Raw genomic sequence first — 16,164 nt, 5'->3', positions numbered from 1 at the left:
CCTCAAGAAGCCGGCCAACTAATCCTTTTGATTGCTATAACATCCGTCCATGGAAGCCAAAGCGATCCTCAGCGCAGTGGACAAGCAAAAGGGGTGGATCGAAGACACCCTGCGAGATCTCGTCCAGCAGGAATCTCCAAGTGAAGACCCGCAGGCAGTTAACGCAGCCGCCGCCCTTGTCGAACAATGGGCTCGAGAGATCGGCACCCGCTCCAAACGCCATAAACAGCGCCAATTTGGCGACGTATTGGAGCTCCGCTTCGGCCCAACCCGCTCCACACAAAAACCTATCCTGCTTCTAGGCCACCTCGACACCGTCTGGTCTCTCGGCACTCTCAAGACGATGCCGTGGCGCAACACGGACGGCCGCCTCTGGGGACCCGGCGTTCTGGACATGAAGGCCGGAGTCATCATGGCGTTGACAGCCTTAAACACATTGAAACAACTTAGGTTAGCTCGTCCGGTGACGCTGTTGCTGAACAGCGACGAGGAGGTAGGGAGCACGATCTCCAGGCCGATTACCGAGAGATTGGCGCGAGAGTCATCCGCCGTACTCGTCCTGGAGCCGGCACAGGGGCTGGCCTACAAGACCGCCCGCAAAGGCGTCGGCCAATATAATGTGCAGGTTACAGGCGTTGGCGCGCATAGCGGGGTGGACTTCGAGCGCGGCCACTCGGCGGTTCTCGAACTCGCAAAGCTGGTCCAGGCAATATCCGGATTCACGAATCTCGACCGCAGACTCACGGTAAATTGTGGTGTGATCGCTGGTGGAACACGGTCCAATGTCGTCCCTTCGCACGCCTCTGCCGAGATTGACGTCCGTATTGCCAAGGCCAGCGACGCCACCTACGTCGACAAGCTCTTCCGCAAACTCAAAGTCTCAGATCCCCACTGCGAGTTCACCATCACCGGCGGCATCAACCGTCCTCCGATGGAACGCAAACCGGGAACGATTGCGCTCTTCAAAAAAGCCCGAGCCCTCGCAGCCGAACTTGGCTTCACGCTCGAGGAAGCCTCCACGGGCGGGGGCTCCGACGGCAACTTCACCGCCGCTCTCGGCGTACCAACACTCGACGGCATGGGCGCAGTAGGCGACGGAGCCCATGCCCCGCACGAGTCCGTCGTCATCGAACATCTTGTCCCGCGAACGTCCCTGCTCGCAGCGATGATCGCCAGCATCGAGTAAGCAGTATCAGCAGTCTTCGACCTAGACCCTCTCCGCAACAGACGTGTCCGATTCGGCCTGCGCCAGAAGAGTAATCGTGCGAGCGATCGGAAGACCCACCACGTTGAAGTAGCAGCCTTCGATGCGCGGTATCCACCGTGCCGCGTAGCCCTGAATCGCATAGGCTCCCGCCTTATCGAGAGGCTCGCCGCTCGAGATATATCGCCCAATCTCCGAGTCTGTGATGACGTTGAAGGTCACCTGGGTGATGTCGAGATCCCGAACCGTCTTCTTCGCCGTGATGGCAGCGATACCCGTCAGCACCGCATGAGTGCGCCCGCTCAAAAGCTCCAGCATGCGGCGTGCATCGGCGCTGTCTGTGGGCTTGCCCAGAATCTGTCCCTCAACAACAACGCACGTATCCGCGCCAAGAACAACCAGCGGATCCTCAGCAGTGTCCGAAGCTCTATAAGCGTTCCAGACAGCTTGCGCCTTCTCTTCCGCAAGCCGCTGAACATACGCGGCAGCAGCTTCGTTCGGTAACAGATCTTCGTTGAGGTTGGCAGCCTCGGCGGTAAACGTAAGACCTGCCTGCATGAGAAGTTCGTGGCGACGTGGCGAGCCAGAGGCAAGGATGAGCATCACGCTATGAGACTATCGGCACCGCGCCGGTTCTGCAAAATCACCCACACCCAACTCCTCACGCTTAGCGGCTCCGTTACGCAGAAAGCTCCTCTACTGAAACGCGAGCCTGCATCGCGTGCGTAGCGCCTGGAGCGAGAGTGATCGTATCGACCGCGGCGTTCACCGTCTCAATCGCAACGAACTCATGCCACTCCGTCGAGTCCATATCAGCCAACTTTGCTGCTCCCTCTTCCCAGGGATTCCACACAACCGTAGTGGTGGAACCGGTCTTTGCCACTACGATGCGACGCTTGCCCGCATGATCGTTCAACGTGCAAGTCCCAACCGTGTCCAGATAAACACGATCCGTCGGGCCCGTGACCGTAATATCGCCGTGTTGCAGTTTCTTTTCAAAATTGTCGACTTTGTCGAGGTAGCTGACTCCGTCGAGACCAGCAATCGCAATCTCGTGGATATCCTCCACGGCGTAGTACGTATGAAGCGCCTCCTCGAAGACAAGCGGCGTAGCGGCATCGTTGGCCACGGTCAGCTGCATCGTCAGCGTGCGTCCAATGGTGAGCTGATAAGCGAGACGAAAGTGATCGTACCCCAGGCTTCGGCTGAGATCGTTGGGCCCAAGCGTAAAGGTAAGGTGTAGATCGTCTCCAGCCAGCGCGGCAAACGCAAGCGTCCAGTCCTGAATCCGCGCGAAGCCATGCGAAGGCCCAGTCTTTCCATCATGCCGCGTAGCAAACCACGGAAACGCAATCGGCACTCCACCGCGAATCGCCTTGCCCGGCGCGTAATCGGTCTTGCGGCTGGTAAAGATCGCAGGCTGATGGCCCGCTGGCTGCCACGCCGTCAGGTGTGCGCCTTGCAGGTAGACGGTTGCGGTTGCATGTGGCGCCGTAATGTCGGCGCGTACAAGTCCACCTTCCGTTGCGTGAAATGCGAGGACGCCCGGTAGGCCAAAGTGTTCGTTCAGTTGATTGATATCCATCGTTTTCCTTGCGTTCACCATGACGAGAGGGAACGTGTTGCAGTTAGATCTGCGAGTAAGCCGTTGGGCTCAATATCAGATTCGAAATGTTACTCACGATCTCTTCAAAGTTGTAACGTGGCGACCCCTTCAACTTGATCCACTCAGGATCGGTGCGGAACTTGTCCCATTTGACGTTGAGGTCCGTCAGATCCGAGAAGCTAAGCATGTAGGTGAGGTTCGGCATACGCGGACCGATCAGCGTATCGCTGTAGAAGACCTGGCTGAATCCTGCACGCTGAAAGATGTCGAACTCCCCGTGATGAAACATCTCGACCTTGCGAATATGGTCCTGATTGCTGGGGCTTTCGTAGGTACGAAGTTGAAAGATCCTCTTGCCGTGCTCTGCCGTTGCGGCTGGAGGAGTCAGCTTCGGCCAGCCTTCAAACGCAATATGAAGTGAGCTCTCGATCCGCTGAAAGGCTGGAGCCGTTGCAGGCGCACTCCAGAAAGGCTCGGCGGCCTTCATGAACTGCTCATCGTGCACGAGCTGCAACTCCGCAGAGACAAGCGTCTCCAGCTTTGCACACGGCAGCAGAAGATAAAGCGTCGGCGTCTCCGGTCCAATGTCCAGATGGAAGGCCCCCACTGGCGCAATGCCCATTCGATTCAACGCGGGAATCAATGCTTCTGATATGTAACTGTCAGTGAGCTTAATCTGCGGTCCGGTCTGCAGATGATACCTGCGAATCTCATAGTATTCGCGCGGCTTGCCGGATGAGGTCTGAGCAGAGACCTGACTCGCGAGTGCAAGCGCCGAGGTTGCAAGTGATGCGGTCAAGAAGTCACGCCTTTCCATCAAGCCCTCCCTGTCGGCCAGACATCCTGTCGCTACAGGATGGGTTATCACCTACAGAATACAGACAGTCGCGCCGGTTAGTGTGAACGGAACGCCGCAGTCACTTCACCGGAGTCTGTGGCGGCCCCTTCATCAGTTCGAGGAAAAGTTTATTGAATCGCGGTAGATCGAGATCTGCCTGGACGTGAACAAGCTGTACATCAAGTTGAGGCTTGTTGGCCGCAGTCCAAGAAAGCGTGTCTCCGTAGAACGGGCCTCGCGTCAAATCCACATCAACGTACAGCTTCTCCTCTTTAGTGATGATCGCGGGATCGAGCCACGCTGCGGCCGCAAGCTCATCCCACAAGTAGTAAAACTCGCCCGTGTAAGCCGCCAGATACTTCGCACCTGGGTTAGGAGAACGAGCAATCTCTTCCAGCATCGCTTTGGTGAATGCTGTCTTGATCGAGATATCGACCGTCGTCAGGTCGATGCGCGGCCAGTGCGCGCGAAGCGTAATGTGGGCTGCCTCGGGATCGAACCAGAAGTTGAACTCGTGCCGCGGATTGTTGGAAAACTCCGGATCGCCCGTCTGCGGACTCAGGCTGCCGCCCATGATCACGATGCCCTGCGTGAGTTCGGCGAAGTGCGGATCGATTGAGATAGCAAGCGCAATATTCGTGAGTGGGCCAGCGGCATAGATCGTAACCTGATGCGGATGCGCATGAACCTGACGAATGAGAAAGTGCGCTGCGTCCTCCGCCAGCGGCTTCAGCGTAGGCTCGCCCTCCTCCATCTTTGGAACAACGTAAGGCCCGTGGTAAGGCTGACGACTCGTCGTCGCGGCCAGATCGCCCCACGCCCCATACCAGGGGAACGTCCCGTAAAGCTGTTGCTGAAGCTTCGACTCCTCTTCGGTGCGGACCAGCGGAAAGATCGCTCCCGGCACAACAGGAACATCGGTGCGATGGATGAGTTCGAGCATACGCAGCGTGTGCTGCACCTCCTCCGGCTCCCACGCATTTCCGCTCACCATCGTGATGCCCAGCACCTCCGCCTGTGGCGACTGCAGCAGCACCATCATCGCCATCTGGTTGGAACCGCCAGGGCCGGAGCCGTCCTGATCGATCAAGACCATACGCCTGGCCTGAGCATTTGAAAGCTGCGAGATCGCAGCGCAAAAAAGCACGACGCGGAACAGAGAAGATCTTCGACTCATGGTCAGCAGATTACCATCCATCCAAAGCTGGAAAGCTAAAGGTAAAACGGCGAGCTCTATCTCGCGACTGCCGTTATGCTCTTAACAACATGCGCCGAATCCTGCTCCCCCTTGCTCTTCTCTTCTCTGCGTCTCACGCGGCCTCGGCGATTGAGGTGAAAGTCTCCGCACAGGCCTTGGAGCGCACCTTGCGGGCACAGCTCTTCAACGGTCCGCAGGGTCGCTACTACCTCCGCGGCGACGCCAACTCGCCCTGCTATGTCTACGCCGAATCACCCCACGTCACCTTCGTGCAGGACCGCATCGTCGTCCGCGTTCATGCCAAATCCAAGCTCGGAACATCCGTCCGCGGCACCTGCCTCGGCGTCTCCCTCACCACCGACACCGACGTTTCGCTGATCCCCGAAGCCGAAGAGGAGAGCATCGGCTTTCGCGACGCACGAATCGAAAAGCTCAGCGAATCCAGGGAGCTGAACTTCATCCTCGCCCCCTTCCTGAGCCACAAGGTCCCCGCACAGATGAAGGTCAACGCCGCAGTGCTGATGCGTCAACTCCTCAGCCGCTCGACCGAAACCACCGGCTACGCCCTCTCGCTCGACTCGCTGAAACTCCATTCCCTGCTGGTCGAAGGCGAGTCGCTGGTCATGGACGCCGACGCCAATCTGAAGGTGAACTAGCGTGCCTGCCTACTGAGGAACCGCAGGAGCTGGCGTCGCTGCCGGGGCGGGCAGCGGCTCCGGTCATCGTCGCAGGTTCTCCAGGTATCACCTCAACCCCTGCATCCTAGAAAGAAACGCGCGCTCCGAACTGAAACTGCCGTGGATCGGACGACGCAGTCGGCGTGCCAGCCGCGGTATAAAGCAGATTCACGTCCAGGGTGTTGTTCTTGTTGATCAGGTTGAAGACGTCCGCAGTCACCTGCAGCGCAATCTCATGCGAAAACGTGAAAGCCTTCGCGATTCGCAGATCCGTGAACCCAGTGTAGGGCTTCACCCCGACATTGCGGCCAAGGTTGCCGGCAAAGTAGCTGCTCGCAGGGCCAGCGTCGGCGGGTGCATCCGCGTAGCACGGCAGATTGAACGCTCCCGTCGGAGAGTACTTGGACAACACCGGGGCAGTACCGCAACTAGTCTTCCCACTGCCGGGAGCAACTGCGTTCGGCCTGTCCGTGAGCGGATCGAAGTCGAAGTTCGTATCGGTTCCGGTCAGAATATTGAATGGTCGGCCCGAAGAGATCTCAAAGATCGGCGCCACGGTCACTCCGGAGAACGCCGCAGGAAAGAATCCCGAGCCGCCAACGTGGCCCGAGTTATATACCCCCGACAGCACCAGGCGATGACGCTGGTCGAAGGTCGAGGTGCTACGCTCCGCATTGGGCACAAAGTTACTCTGCGGAGCATCCGAGGTCGAGACCACATCGGTCGAGTCGTCGATCGCATGCGACCACGTGTAGCTCACAAGAAACTCATAGTTCGTCGAAAAGCGCTTCCTCAAATTTGCGCTCAGAGCGTTGTAGCTCGAGGTGCCAGTCGTCAGGTTAGGCGTCATGTCGCCGAACGGAACAGGAATGCCTACGCCAAGCCCATCTCCGGCAGCAATCTCGCTGGCCAGGGCAACGCACTGTCCAGCCCCCACGTTTGGATTCGCTAGAAAGGTCGCAAGCGAGGTGTTCAACCCGGACCGGCGAAAGAAGTTCAGCAGCGCAGGCGTGACAAAAGGTCCCGTGGGGCCAACTCCGCAAGGATTAACCCCAGCCGCCGTTCCAACCGTCAGCGGGTTTGATGTCGGGCTGGCAGTGCCAGGCGCTGCCGTCCCAGCCTTCACGGCGTTCACTGCATTTCGCCAGTTGGCGACGAGCAGCTGCGGATTAACCGGATTCACGTTGACAGGACGGTTCAGATGCCGCCCCCCGGTCGAGTTGAAGGCAACGTTCAGCGAAAGATCGCGCCCGAGGTCCTTCTCCACTCCAAACGAGATCTGCTGCACATAGGGCGTCACGTAGTGAAGGGACGCAGGCAGGCCGGAGGGAAGAATCGCCAGAGGAAAACCCGCAGCCAGAAAGTTCTGATTGACGAAGACGGAGTTCGAGTTGTTGGGGTCGAACCGCTGCTGACTCGGAAGATAGTTGACCCCCGCAGCACTCGCGCCCAGGCAGTTCGGATTTGCCAGCGATCCCTGAAACGTATTCGAAGCGTTCAGATTCAGTGGACTCGCCGCGGCATTCGGACTCGCCACACTGCACGGAGTCCCGCCGCCAAGAATCACCAGCGGCACTTTGGTTGAATTGAAGATGCTCGACTGCGACTGAAGATTTCCCGGAGCGCGATCGTAAAACAGCCCGTAGTTCGCGCGGATCACCGTCTTCGCATCGCCGCGCACATCCCACGCAATTCCAACCCGAGGCGCAACGTTGCTATCCTGCAGCCGAATGCCCTCGCGTATCCCGTAGATCCTCTCCGCGTCATTCGTATTCGAATTCAAAGCAAGCTGCGTCGGGAAGGCCTCAATGTCGTACCGAATCCCGAGGTTCAACGTCAGTCTGCTGGTGGCGCGCCAGCTGTCCTGCAGAAATCCGCCAAGCGTCTTCAGATCGTACTTGTACGTCGTCTGACCGATGCCCTGCGCGAACGACTGCGGAATTCCCAGGCCGTAAGCCTGCACCGGCGAGAAGCCTGGCAGCCCCTCAAGCAAGGGCGAAACATCGGTTGCATTCAACGCAGCGAACGTATAGTCGCCGCCGCCATAAAGCTGCCCCTGCTTCAGATTGATCGGGATGTACCGAAGGTCCACCCCAGCCTTGAAGGTGTGACCGCCACGCGTGTACGTAAAGTTATCCTGCAGCTGATTCTGATTCTCGATCCGGTCGACGACCGAGAACGGCGTCTTGCCGAAGTACGCATAGCCCGGAATATTCACAGCGGTACTGCTGCCGCCAGGTGCGTCCGTATTGGCGAATCGTACCGGATGCCGCGCATATTGGTAGCGCAGCTCATTCACCTTGTTGTTGCCGATCAGGATCGTATGCTGCCCCGCAATCGCAACGTCATGCAGGCTCTGCGTCGCAGTGCGGGAGAAGGAGTTCTCGCCGATATTCTGGTTCGCCGCGCTCTCCTCGATGCCCGTAATGTAGCTGGGGCTGACGCTGGCGTGCAGAACCAGTTGCTGATTGCTCGTCAGCTTGTGATCGATACGCAGCGAATAAATCTCCGTCTTCTCCGTTACGGGAAAGTTTCCGATCAGGCTGTTGAGCGGCGTAAACGAAGCAGGCGTCGGCTGACCCGAGGTCACAAAGTTCCTGGGTCCAATCGTCGACTGCAGAAACGCAGGATTCTGACCAGTCGTAGCCAGCGATGACCCCGATCCGACCAGCGCAATGTACTGCTGAATCCCCGGAGTGGTCGGTGGAGCGGCCTGCAGAAACGCTTGCTGCTCGGGCGTTCCCTGAATCGAAAGCGCACCGCCCGGAAGCCCGTAAAACTGGCTCACATCGATCTTCGTCAGTCCAAAGTTGTTCGAGCCGATATCCGAAAAGCCTGTCTCCTGGCGCCGCGTAATCTCAGTTGAAAAGAAGTAAAACGTCTTATCCGGAACGATCGCGCCGCCAATAGTAAACCCCGCCTGGACCCGCGTGTACGCCGGTTGATCGACGGTCGAAAACGGGTTCGTCGCCTGGATGTAGCGATTGCGCAGAAACCCGAAGGCGCTTGCATGGGTCGCATTTGTTCCCGATTTGGTCACAATATTCACGACGCCGCCCGACGCCCTGCCATACTCCGCCGCAAAGCCGTTCGTGATGATCTGAAACTCCTGCACCGCGTCCTGCGACACCGTGGATCGCGTGCCTCCGGAGATGTAATCCCCCGCATCGGCGCCATCGACATTGATGGAGTTCGACCGCGCCCGAACTCCGCCAAAGTTCAGCCCCGAGGTCGGAATCGCACCCACCGAAGGTGCAGCGTCACGCGCAATCTGCGAGTTCGTCAGGGTGAAGTTGATGTAGTTGCGTCCGTTCGTCGGCAGGTTGTCAATCCGCAGCTGATCGACCGTCGTGGACTGCGAGCTCCGTTGCGTCTCGATGATATCCGCACCCGAACTCACCGTAACAATCTGCGTCGAGCCCACCGAAAGAGACAATGGAAGTTCAGCCTGTTCGCCCGTCGTCAGAATCACATTCTTGCTGATATAGGTGTTGAAGCCTGTCGCCGTCGCCTGCACCGTGTAGGTCCCTGGTGGCAGCAGCAGCAGGCGATAGTTTCCCTGCGCGTCCGTGGTCGTCGAACGCGAGAAGCCCTTTGATTCATCCGTAATTGAAACGGCAGCATTCGGAATCACCGCTCCGGTCTGGTCGTGAACGGTGCCATTGAGTTGCGCTGTAGAGATATTCTGAGCCTGTATACCGGTGGAGAAAAAGCACACCAGAAGAAGAACAGCGGCCAGAGCATTGAAGCAGAAAAGCCGCGACTTGAAGTTAAACATGCGTGTTGCTCCCCCGTTGTGTCGGCAGGCCCAGCCCCGTTGGCGACGGCCCGAACGACAACTTTGACGACGCGATGTTCTACATGAATGACCATTCAGCACGCAAGGGGAAACCGGGGACCGCGTGATTACCTGTGCAATCCCCCCTTCAAAATCGCCGCTCAATGACCTTGTTTTGTGGACTTTGCCTGCCCGGCTCCCATCACACCCTTCTCCCAGGCACCTGCACCGGCAGGGCAAAGATCAAGCAGCGGACAAGCAACGCACCTCGGATGATTCTTCGTACAAAGCTGCTGACCATGAATCTTGATCAAGGAATGGTGCTCGTCCAGCATCTCCGGCGGCCACTTCACCGGAGCCATCGCCATCAACCGGCTCTCCGTCTCCCGCGCATCCGCACTCCTGCCGACAAACCCCAGCCGCTGCGTCACTCGAAGATGATGGCTATCCACGCACATTGCCCGCCTTCGCAACGTGCTGAAGTTCACCACCGCCGCGCTGGTCTTCACCCCCACCCCATCGAAGCGCTCCAGCCACAAGCGAATCTTGTCCGTGCGATACCCCTTGAGAAACTCCAGCGAGAGCGATCCACAGCGTCGCGTAATCTCCTCCAACGCGGTCTTCAGGTTGATCGCCTTCGGTTCAGGAAACGTCACCGCTCGAATCGCATCTTCGATCTCCGGAATCGAAGCGTCGCGAAGATTCTCCCAGCTACCAAAGCGTTCTTCGAGACGACGGATGACCTCCAGCGAGATCTCCGTCTTCGTCCGCGACGACAGCATCGAGTAGATGAACTGCTTCAGCGGATCCCACACCTCCCGCACCGGTGGCCGATCGTAATGCGCCAGCAGACGGCGATGAATCTCCTCCAGACGCGTATCGGTAAACAACGGCGCAGCCAGCATCACCTATATTTTATTTCCTCGGCAGCCAAGGCGTAGCTACCGCGTTCTTGACTGCTAAGTGCTCCTGACAAGCAGAGTAGACCGGCTTCAAGTATTGATCTTTGTCCGGCGCGAGCGGGATCTCGTGGACATAGTGTTCATAACTCTGACTAAGCGTTATGGGATGCACCACGTCGCTGGCTTTTGAAGCCTCATGGCCTCTGGCCATTGCTGTCGGTAAGCTCAGGTTTGTGGACGCGCTCGAAGCGTTTACCTGCGCCGCAAGGCTACCGCCTGCCAACAACAGAAACAACGCTATCGCAGCAACACGCATAGAGCCTCCGCAGGCCTACATCATACCAAGCCCCTCTAACTTCAATTCCGAGTCACGCCCAGCTGTGTCCCAGCAGCCGTCTGCAAACCCCAGGCCATACGCGGCGTATTGTGCGCCATCCCCACGCGCCCATCCGGTCCCAGCAAAATAATCCCGCCATGCCCACCCAGACGGTTGAAGAGATAATCAATCGCCTCATGCGCAGCCTCGTCAGGACTGGCCCCAGCCGCCACACGATCCACCGCCCACTTCCCCAGCACCAGCTTCATAATCGGCTCACCCCAACCCGTCAGCGACACCGCCGCCGAAAGATTATCCGCGTAACACCCACACCCGATCAGCGAAGAGTCGCCAACCCGTCCCGGAGCTTTATTCAACGTCCCGCCGGTACTCGTCCCCGCCGCAATATTCCCATGCCCATCCAGCGCCACCGCGCCCACCGTATCGTGCGACTCAAGGCTCCCCGAGAAGGTCTCATCCGGCAGCCCCGCCAGTTCGTCAGCCTGAGCCTTATAGAGCCGTTCCCTCTCCCGCGGCACCACCAAATCCGAGTTGTCGCAGAGCGCCATGCCATGCTGCCGCGCAAACCGCTCAGCTCCCGTCCCGACAAAGTACACATGCGGCGACTTATCGAGCACCAGCCTCGCCGCCCGTATCGGATTCCGCAGCCGCTCCACGCAAGCCACGCCCCCCGTACGAAGGTTCTCCCCATTCATCAGCAAAGCATCCATCTGCACCCGGCCGTCCTGCGTCAGAAACGATCCACGCCCTGCGTCGAAGGTGTCATCGTCCTCCATCACCGCGACCGCTGCCTCCACGGCATCCACCGCAGCCGCACCTCGTTCCAACAGAGAATAACCGGCAGCAAGCGCATTCGCGATGCCGGCTTCGTGGGCCGCGATGGCGTCGTCAGGCATCGCCCATGCACCGCCATGAATTAACAGAACTGGTTTCACACTCATCGCATCCAAGTCTACGGGATCAAGTCTACGGGATTTAGACCATCCCATTCCATCAAGCCCACTTGTTGCGAAACCTGCAGAAAAAACCGAGGACAAGAATGGCAAAGACAATCGCTGACCTGATCGTGGAAAGCCTGAAGAACGCCGGCGTAAAGCGCGTCTACGGTCTCCCGGGCGACTCGCTCAACGGATTTACCGACTCCCTCCGCCGCGACGGCACCATCGAATGGGTTCACGTGCGCAACGAAGAGGTAGCCGCATTTGCCGCAGGCGCCGACGCGCATCTCACCGGCTCCCTCGCAGTCTGCGCCGCAAGCTGTGGCCCCGGCAACCTCCATCTCATCAACGGACTCTTCGACTGCCATCGCAACCGAGTCCCCGTCCTCGCCATCGCCGCGCACATCCCGAGCGCCGAGATCGGCACCAACTACTTTCAGGAGACTCACCCGCAAAATCTCTTCAAAGAGTGCAGCCACTACTGCGAGATGGTCGGCATCCCCGAGCAGATGCCCCGCGTGCTCGAGATCGCCATGCGCACCGCCATCAACCTCTCCGGCGTCTCCGTCATCGTGCTACCCGGCGACGTCCTGCTCCACAGCGCTCCTCCCGATCACAACCTCATCCCCATCAGGAGCGCAAAGCCCGTCATCCGCCCCAACGACGACGAGCTGCGCGACGCCGCAGAGATCCTCAACTCCGCAGCAAAGGTCACCATCCTCGGCGGCGCAGGTTGCAAGGGCGCACACAAAGAGTTGATCGCAACCGCCGAAGCCTTGAAGGCCCCCATCGTCCACGCGCTCCGCGGCAAGGAGCACATCGAGTACGACAATCCCTACGACGTTGGACTGACCGGCCTTATCGGCTTCAGCTCCGGCTATCACGCCATGGAAGACTGCGACGTCCTGCTCATGCTCGGCACCGACTTCCCCTATCCGCAGTTCTTCCCCAGCCACGCGAAGATCATTCAGGTGGATCTCCGCGGCAACCAGATCGGTCGTCGCACCAAGGTCGACCTCGGCCTCGTCGGCTCCATCAAGGACACCCTCGCCGCACTCCTCCCCCTGCTCACCAAAAAGACCGACCGCGCCCACCTCGACGCCAGGACAAAGGACTACAAAAAAGTCCGCGAAGGTCTCAACGAACTGGCCGGCCCGGACGACAACAAGACGCCCATCCACCCGCAATATGTCGCAAGACTCATCGACCAGTTAGCCGCCGATGACGCCATCTTCACCTGCGATGTAGGCACCCCCACCGTCTGGTCGGCCCGCTACCTCACCATGAACGGACGCCGTCGTCTCCTCGGCTCCTTCTCCCACGGATCGATGGCCTGTGCGGTCCCCCAAGCCATCGGCGCTCAGTCAGCCTTCCCCACGCGTCAGGTGGTCACTCTCTCCGGCGACGGCGGCCTCGCCATGATGCTCGGCGATCTCCTCACCCTCCGCCAACTCAAGCTCCCCATCAAGATGGTCGTCTTCAACAACGGCGCTCTAGCCTTCGTCGAACTCGAGATGAAAGCGGGCGGCATCGTCAACTACGGCACTGACCTCGACAACCCCAGCTTCGCCGATCTCGCCAACTCCATCGGAATTCATGGCGTTCGCGTCGAGAAACCAAACGACCTCGAATCTGCACTGAAGACGGCATTCGCAACTCCGGGGCCTGCACTGATCGAAGTCATGGTCAATCGACAGGAGCTCTCCATGCCGCCGCACATCAGCCTCGACCAGATGAAGGGCTTCTCGCTCTATATGGCAAAAAGCGTCTTCAGCGGGCGTGGCGACGAGATCATCGACCTCGCCAAGACCAACATCCTCCAGCGAATCCTGCCCTAGGGTGTGTCCTGCCGGACGGGCGCCCTGCGCGGGCGGCGGTCACTTCGTGACTTATGTACCCCTTCGGTTGGCGCTCCCGTTGGTCGCGAAGAAAGATCTTGTGCCGACCATCGGGAGGCCCGGGCGAAGCCGGTATACACCCCACGAAGTGGGCGCCGCCCGCGCAGGGTGCCCGTCCGGCAGGACTGCTCGCCTACTTCGCCTGCGCCGCCAGCAACTTCCTGCGCTCAGTCTCCAGATAGGTGTAGCGGATGCGGTGAATCACCGTCAGCGTCGCAAACAGCGCCAGCACCCACAGCGCCGGAGCCATCACGCCCCACCGGTTACACAGCGCACCCAGAATCACGCACACGATGCGCTCCGGCCGCTCCATAAACCCAACCTTGCAAGTCCCAATCAGCGCCTCAGCCCGCGCGCGGGTATAGCTCACCATCACGCACGCCGTCATCACAAACGCCACCAGCCCCACATAAAACAACCGGTTTCCACGCGCGTAGTAGATCAGCAACCCAAAGAAAATCGCAACATCCGAGTAGCGATCCATCACCGAATCAAAGAACGCGCCAAACACCGAAACCTGATTCGTCTTCCGCGCCACCCGCCCGTCAACCATGTCGAAGACGCCGGCCCCGATGATGATCAGCCCCGCATACAAAAACATCCGATTGGCATTATTCGGCCGCGCAAATCCAAAGAAGCACGCCGCGATAATGTTGATCACCAGCCCGATAAACGTCAGTGCGTTCGGCGAGATGCGGGTCAGCGCTAGGCCGTTCACAATCTTCTGCAGCAGCCAGCCGCTGCCTTTACCGAATGCGCTTGTCCAGGTCAAAAAACAAATCCTCCGGGGCGAATCCCCCGTCTCTACCGCTTCCTTGTTATCACAATCGATAATCACATCGCCACACGTGCACCACACCTGCGATGCCGCGTGTCTATGCTTCCTCGGGGGCGTCGTGAATGGTCAGCAGCTTGAGAATCTCAAGTTCGCGCTTGCCGTTCGGCGTAATCACCGTAGCGGTATCGCCAACCTGTCTGCCCAGCAGCGCCCGGCCGATCGGCGAAGTCGTCGAGATCAATCCCTTGGACACATCCGACTCCTCGCTCGTCACCAGCTGATACTGGATCTCCTCGTCCTTGCTCGAGTCGAAGACCGTCACCCGCGAGCCGAACCCAACCTTGTCATTGGGGATATTCACCAGGTTCACCATCGCCAGCTCGCCCATCCGCTTCTTCAACTGCCCCAGCCGGGCGTTGACGAAGACCTGGCGCTGCTTGGCCATGTGGTATTCCGCGTTTTCACTCAGGTCGCCCAGTGCGACGGCCTTCTTGATCTCTGCAGGGAGTTCGGTCGTAAGTTCGTGCTCCAGCAACTTGATCTCTTCTGCAAGCCTCTTTTTTACTTGTTCTGGCATGGGGCCTTCCGGATGGTACTGGCGAGCGCGCAACCCTTCGCGCGGCAACGCATTCTGATCAAAACTCGATTATACGATGGCGGACCGCAAAACCACCCCAGCGCCTCCTTCCCACCCATCGGCAGTCACAAACTTGAGTCTACGGACGTGCACGCCTCGGTTATCCGGAAAGGTCAGCCGTAAAATGAGAACAACGAGCCAGATAACCCTCGCCAATCCGCAGTCAACCTGTCGATAGCCCGGAAAATCGCCCGACGGGTAGTCCGACGACAGCCCCATCCCGTCAGAAAAAACACGGAGCACGCATTTGAAGTTTCTCGCTATCCTCCTCCTGCTTCTGCTCATCGCCCTGGCCGTCGCAGCCGGCGTCATCTACACGCCTTACGGCCCCTCCACCGAGACCTTCATAGACATCGCCCCCGGCACCGGAACCGAGACCATCGCCACCCAGCTCGAACACAGCGGCGTCATCCGCAGCCGCTACGCCTTCTACCTCCTCCGCCTAAAAAAGGGAGGCACCCTCAAAGCCGGCGAGTACCGCTTCCAGGGCCAGCTCCCCATGACCGACGTCTACCAGCGCATCCTCCACGGCGACGTCTACACCCGCGCCTTCACCATCCCCGAAGGCTTCAACATCTTCGACATCGCCCAGGCAGCCGCGGCCGCTGGCTTCGGCCCCCGCGACGCCTTCCTCGCCGCCGAGCGCCAGCACACCGAACTCATCGCCGCCTGGACCTCCGACGGACCACCCCCCGTCTCGCTCGAAGGCTATCTCTTCCCCGACACCTACCAGTTCTCCCGCCACGCCACGCCGCTTCAGATCCTCTCCGCCATGGTCCGCCGCTTCCACCAGGTCTCCGCCCAGCTCGGCCTCACCAACGACGTCGCCCGCACCGTCATCATGGCCTCCCTCATCGAAAAAGAGGTCCGCCAGGACGCCGAGCGCCCCCTCGTAGCCGGCGTCTTCGTCAACCGCCTCGCCAAAGGCATCCCCCTCGCCACCGACCCCACCGTCATCTACGCGGCCCTGCTCGACAACCGTTGGCGCGGCACCATCTACGCCTCCGATCTCCAGTCCCCATCCCCCTATAACACCTACAAACACACCGGCCTGCCCCCCGGGCCCATCGCCAACCCCGGCATCGCCGCCCTCCGCGCCGCCATGCGCCCTGCCCGCACCGACTACCTCTACTTCGTCAGCGACGCCTCCGGCCACACCCGCTTCTCCGCCACCCTGCAGGAGCACGCCCAGCAGGTCCAGTCCTACCGCGCCGCCCAGAAACAGCAGCTCTCCGGCACCGGAGTGACCCCTTGATCAACCGCTTTACCCAGGAAGTTTCAGAAACGCATCGGAACCTCAAAACATCCAATGCGTACACGGAAATAGTCGAAGATTACCGCGTCACGGCCTGAACCACCGGAACCGAGCCGGA

At 59.5% G+C, this 16,164-nt stretch carries 14 protein-coding genes; 4 read left to right on the top strand and 10 right to left on the bottom strand.

Translation table 11 applies throughout. The features are described 5' to 3' along the window. Positions 1–49: 49 nt before the first annotated feature. Complete coding sequence (locus tag HDF10_RS13840; protein ID WP_183814359.1) at positions 50–1,186, top strand: M20 family metallopeptidase; 1,137 nt, start codon at positions 50–52, stop codon at positions 1,184–1,186. 21 nt (positions 1,187–1,207) lie between these two features. Here the strand turns inward: HDF10_RS13840 and HDF10_RS13835 are convergent, their stop codons facing one another. The 4 genes from HDF10_RS13835 to HDF10_RS13820 all read right to left on the bottom strand — a co-directional run bounded on the left by HDF10_RS13835 (position 1,208) and on the right by HDF10_RS13820 (position 4,825). Continuing rightward, positions 1,208–1,807: a Maf family protein gene (locus HDF10_RS13835; RefSeq protein ID WP_183814627.1), complete on the bottom strand. Its 600-nt coding sequence runs from the start codon at positions 1,805–1,807 to the stop codon at positions 1,208–1,210. A 76-nt stretch (positions 1,808–1,883) separates the two neighbouring features. After that, on the bottom strand, positions 1,884–2,789 hold the full coding sequence (locus HDF10_RS13830; RefSeq protein ID WP_183814357.1) for a D-hexose-6-phosphate mutarotase: 906 nt from the start codon (positions 2,787–2,789) through the stop codon (positions 1,884–1,886). 43 nt (positions 2,790–2,832) lie between these two features. Beyond that, entirely contained in the window at positions 2,833–3,609 is a 777-nt protein-coding gene (locus HDF10_RS13825) for an NIPSNAP family protein (RefSeq protein WP_311732755.1), read from the bottom strand. A gap of 118 nt (positions 3,610–3,727) precedes the next feature. Then, a complete protein-coding gene (locus HDF10_RS13820; protein WP_260177880.1) occupies positions 3,728–4,825 on the bottom strand; it encodes a nucleoside hydrolase in 1,098 nt (365 codons plus the stop codon). A gap of 89 nt (positions 4,826–4,914) precedes the next feature. On the opposite strand from HDF10_RS13820, the gene HDF10_RS13815 reads away from it, so the two are divergent. Further along, positions 4,915–5,502: a hypothetical protein gene (locus HDF10_RS13815; RefSeq protein ID WP_183814353.1), complete on the top strand. Its 588-nt coding sequence runs from the start codon at positions 4,915–4,917 to the stop codon at positions 5,500–5,502. A gap of 106 nt (positions 5,503–5,608) precedes the next feature. Here the strand turns inward: HDF10_RS13815 and HDF10_RS13810 are convergent, their stop codons facing one another. From HDF10_RS13810 to HDF10_RS13795, 4 genes are all read right to left on the bottom strand, one after another. Next, positions 5,609–9,301 carry a TonB-dependent receptor gene (locus HDF10_RS13810; protein WP_183814351.1) on the bottom strand — a complete coding sequence of 1,231 codons (3,693 nt, stop codon included), beginning with the start codon at positions 9,299–9,301 and terminating at the stop codon, positions 5,609–5,611. 161 nt (positions 9,302–9,462) lie between these two features. Beyond that, positions 9,463–10,206 (bottom strand): endonuclease III domain-containing protein, encoded by a 744-nt coding sequence (locus HDF10_RS13805; protein WP_183814625.1) that lies wholly within the window; start codon positions 10,204–10,206, stop codon positions 9,463–9,465. Between the two features lie 10 nt (positions 10,207–10,216). After that, complete coding sequence (locus HDF10_RS13800) at positions 10,217–10,519, bottom strand: hypothetical protein (RefSeq protein ID WP_183814349.1); 303 nt, start codon at positions 10,517–10,519, stop codon at positions 10,217–10,219. A gap of 41 nt (positions 10,520–10,560) precedes the next feature. Next, positions 10,561–11,481, bottom strand: a complete 921-nt coding sequence (locus HDF10_RS13795) for an isoaspartyl peptidase/L-asparaginase (protein ID WP_183814347.1) — start codon at positions 11,479–11,481, stop codon at positions 10,561–10,563. Positions 11,482–11,579: 98 nt separating this feature from the next. On the opposite strand from HDF10_RS13795, the gene poxB reads away from it, so the two are divergent. After that, entirely contained in the window at positions 11,580–13,316 is a 1,737-nt protein-coding gene (gene poxB / locus HDF10_RS13790; protein WP_183814345.1) for a ubiquinone-dependent pyruvate dehydrogenase, read from the top strand. A 193-nt stretch (positions 13,317–13,509) separates the two neighbouring features. On the opposite strand, the gene HDF10_RS13785 is transcribed toward poxB, so the two are convergent. Both HDF10_RS13785 and HDF10_RS13780 read right to left on the bottom strand, forming a co-directional pair. Continuing rightward, positions 13,510–14,148, bottom strand: coding sequence for a CDP-alcohol phosphatidyltransferase family protein (locus tag HDF10_RS13785; protein WP_183765816.1), 639 nt, complete (start codon positions 14,146–14,148; stop codon positions 13,510–13,512). 103 nt (positions 14,149–14,251) lie between these two features. Beyond that, positions 14,252–14,731 (bottom strand): GreA/GreB family elongation factor, encoded by a 480-nt coding sequence (locus HDF10_RS13780; protein ID WP_183814343.1) that lies wholly within the window; start codon positions 14,729–14,731, stop codon positions 14,252–14,254. Positions 14,732–15,038: 307 nt separating this feature from the next. Here HDF10_RS13780 and mltG point away from each other — a divergent pair, with 307 nt between their 5' ends. Further along, the gene (gene mltG, locus HDF10_RS13775; protein ID WP_183814341.1) at positions 15,039–16,046 is read left to right on the top strand and encodes an endolytic transglycosylase MltG; all 1,008 of its coding nucleotides are present in this window, start codon (positions 15,039–15,041) and stop codon (positions 16,044–16,046) included. Positions 16,047–16,164 lie beyond the last annotated feature (118 nt).

Source organism: Tunturiibacter empetritectus, from assembly GCF_014201375.1.
Lineage (GTDB): Bacteria > Acidobacteriota > Terriglobia > Terriglobales > Acidobacteriaceae > Edaphobacter > Edaphobacter lichenicola_D.
This window is presented reverse-complemented; position numbering and strand designations above follow the sequence as displayed.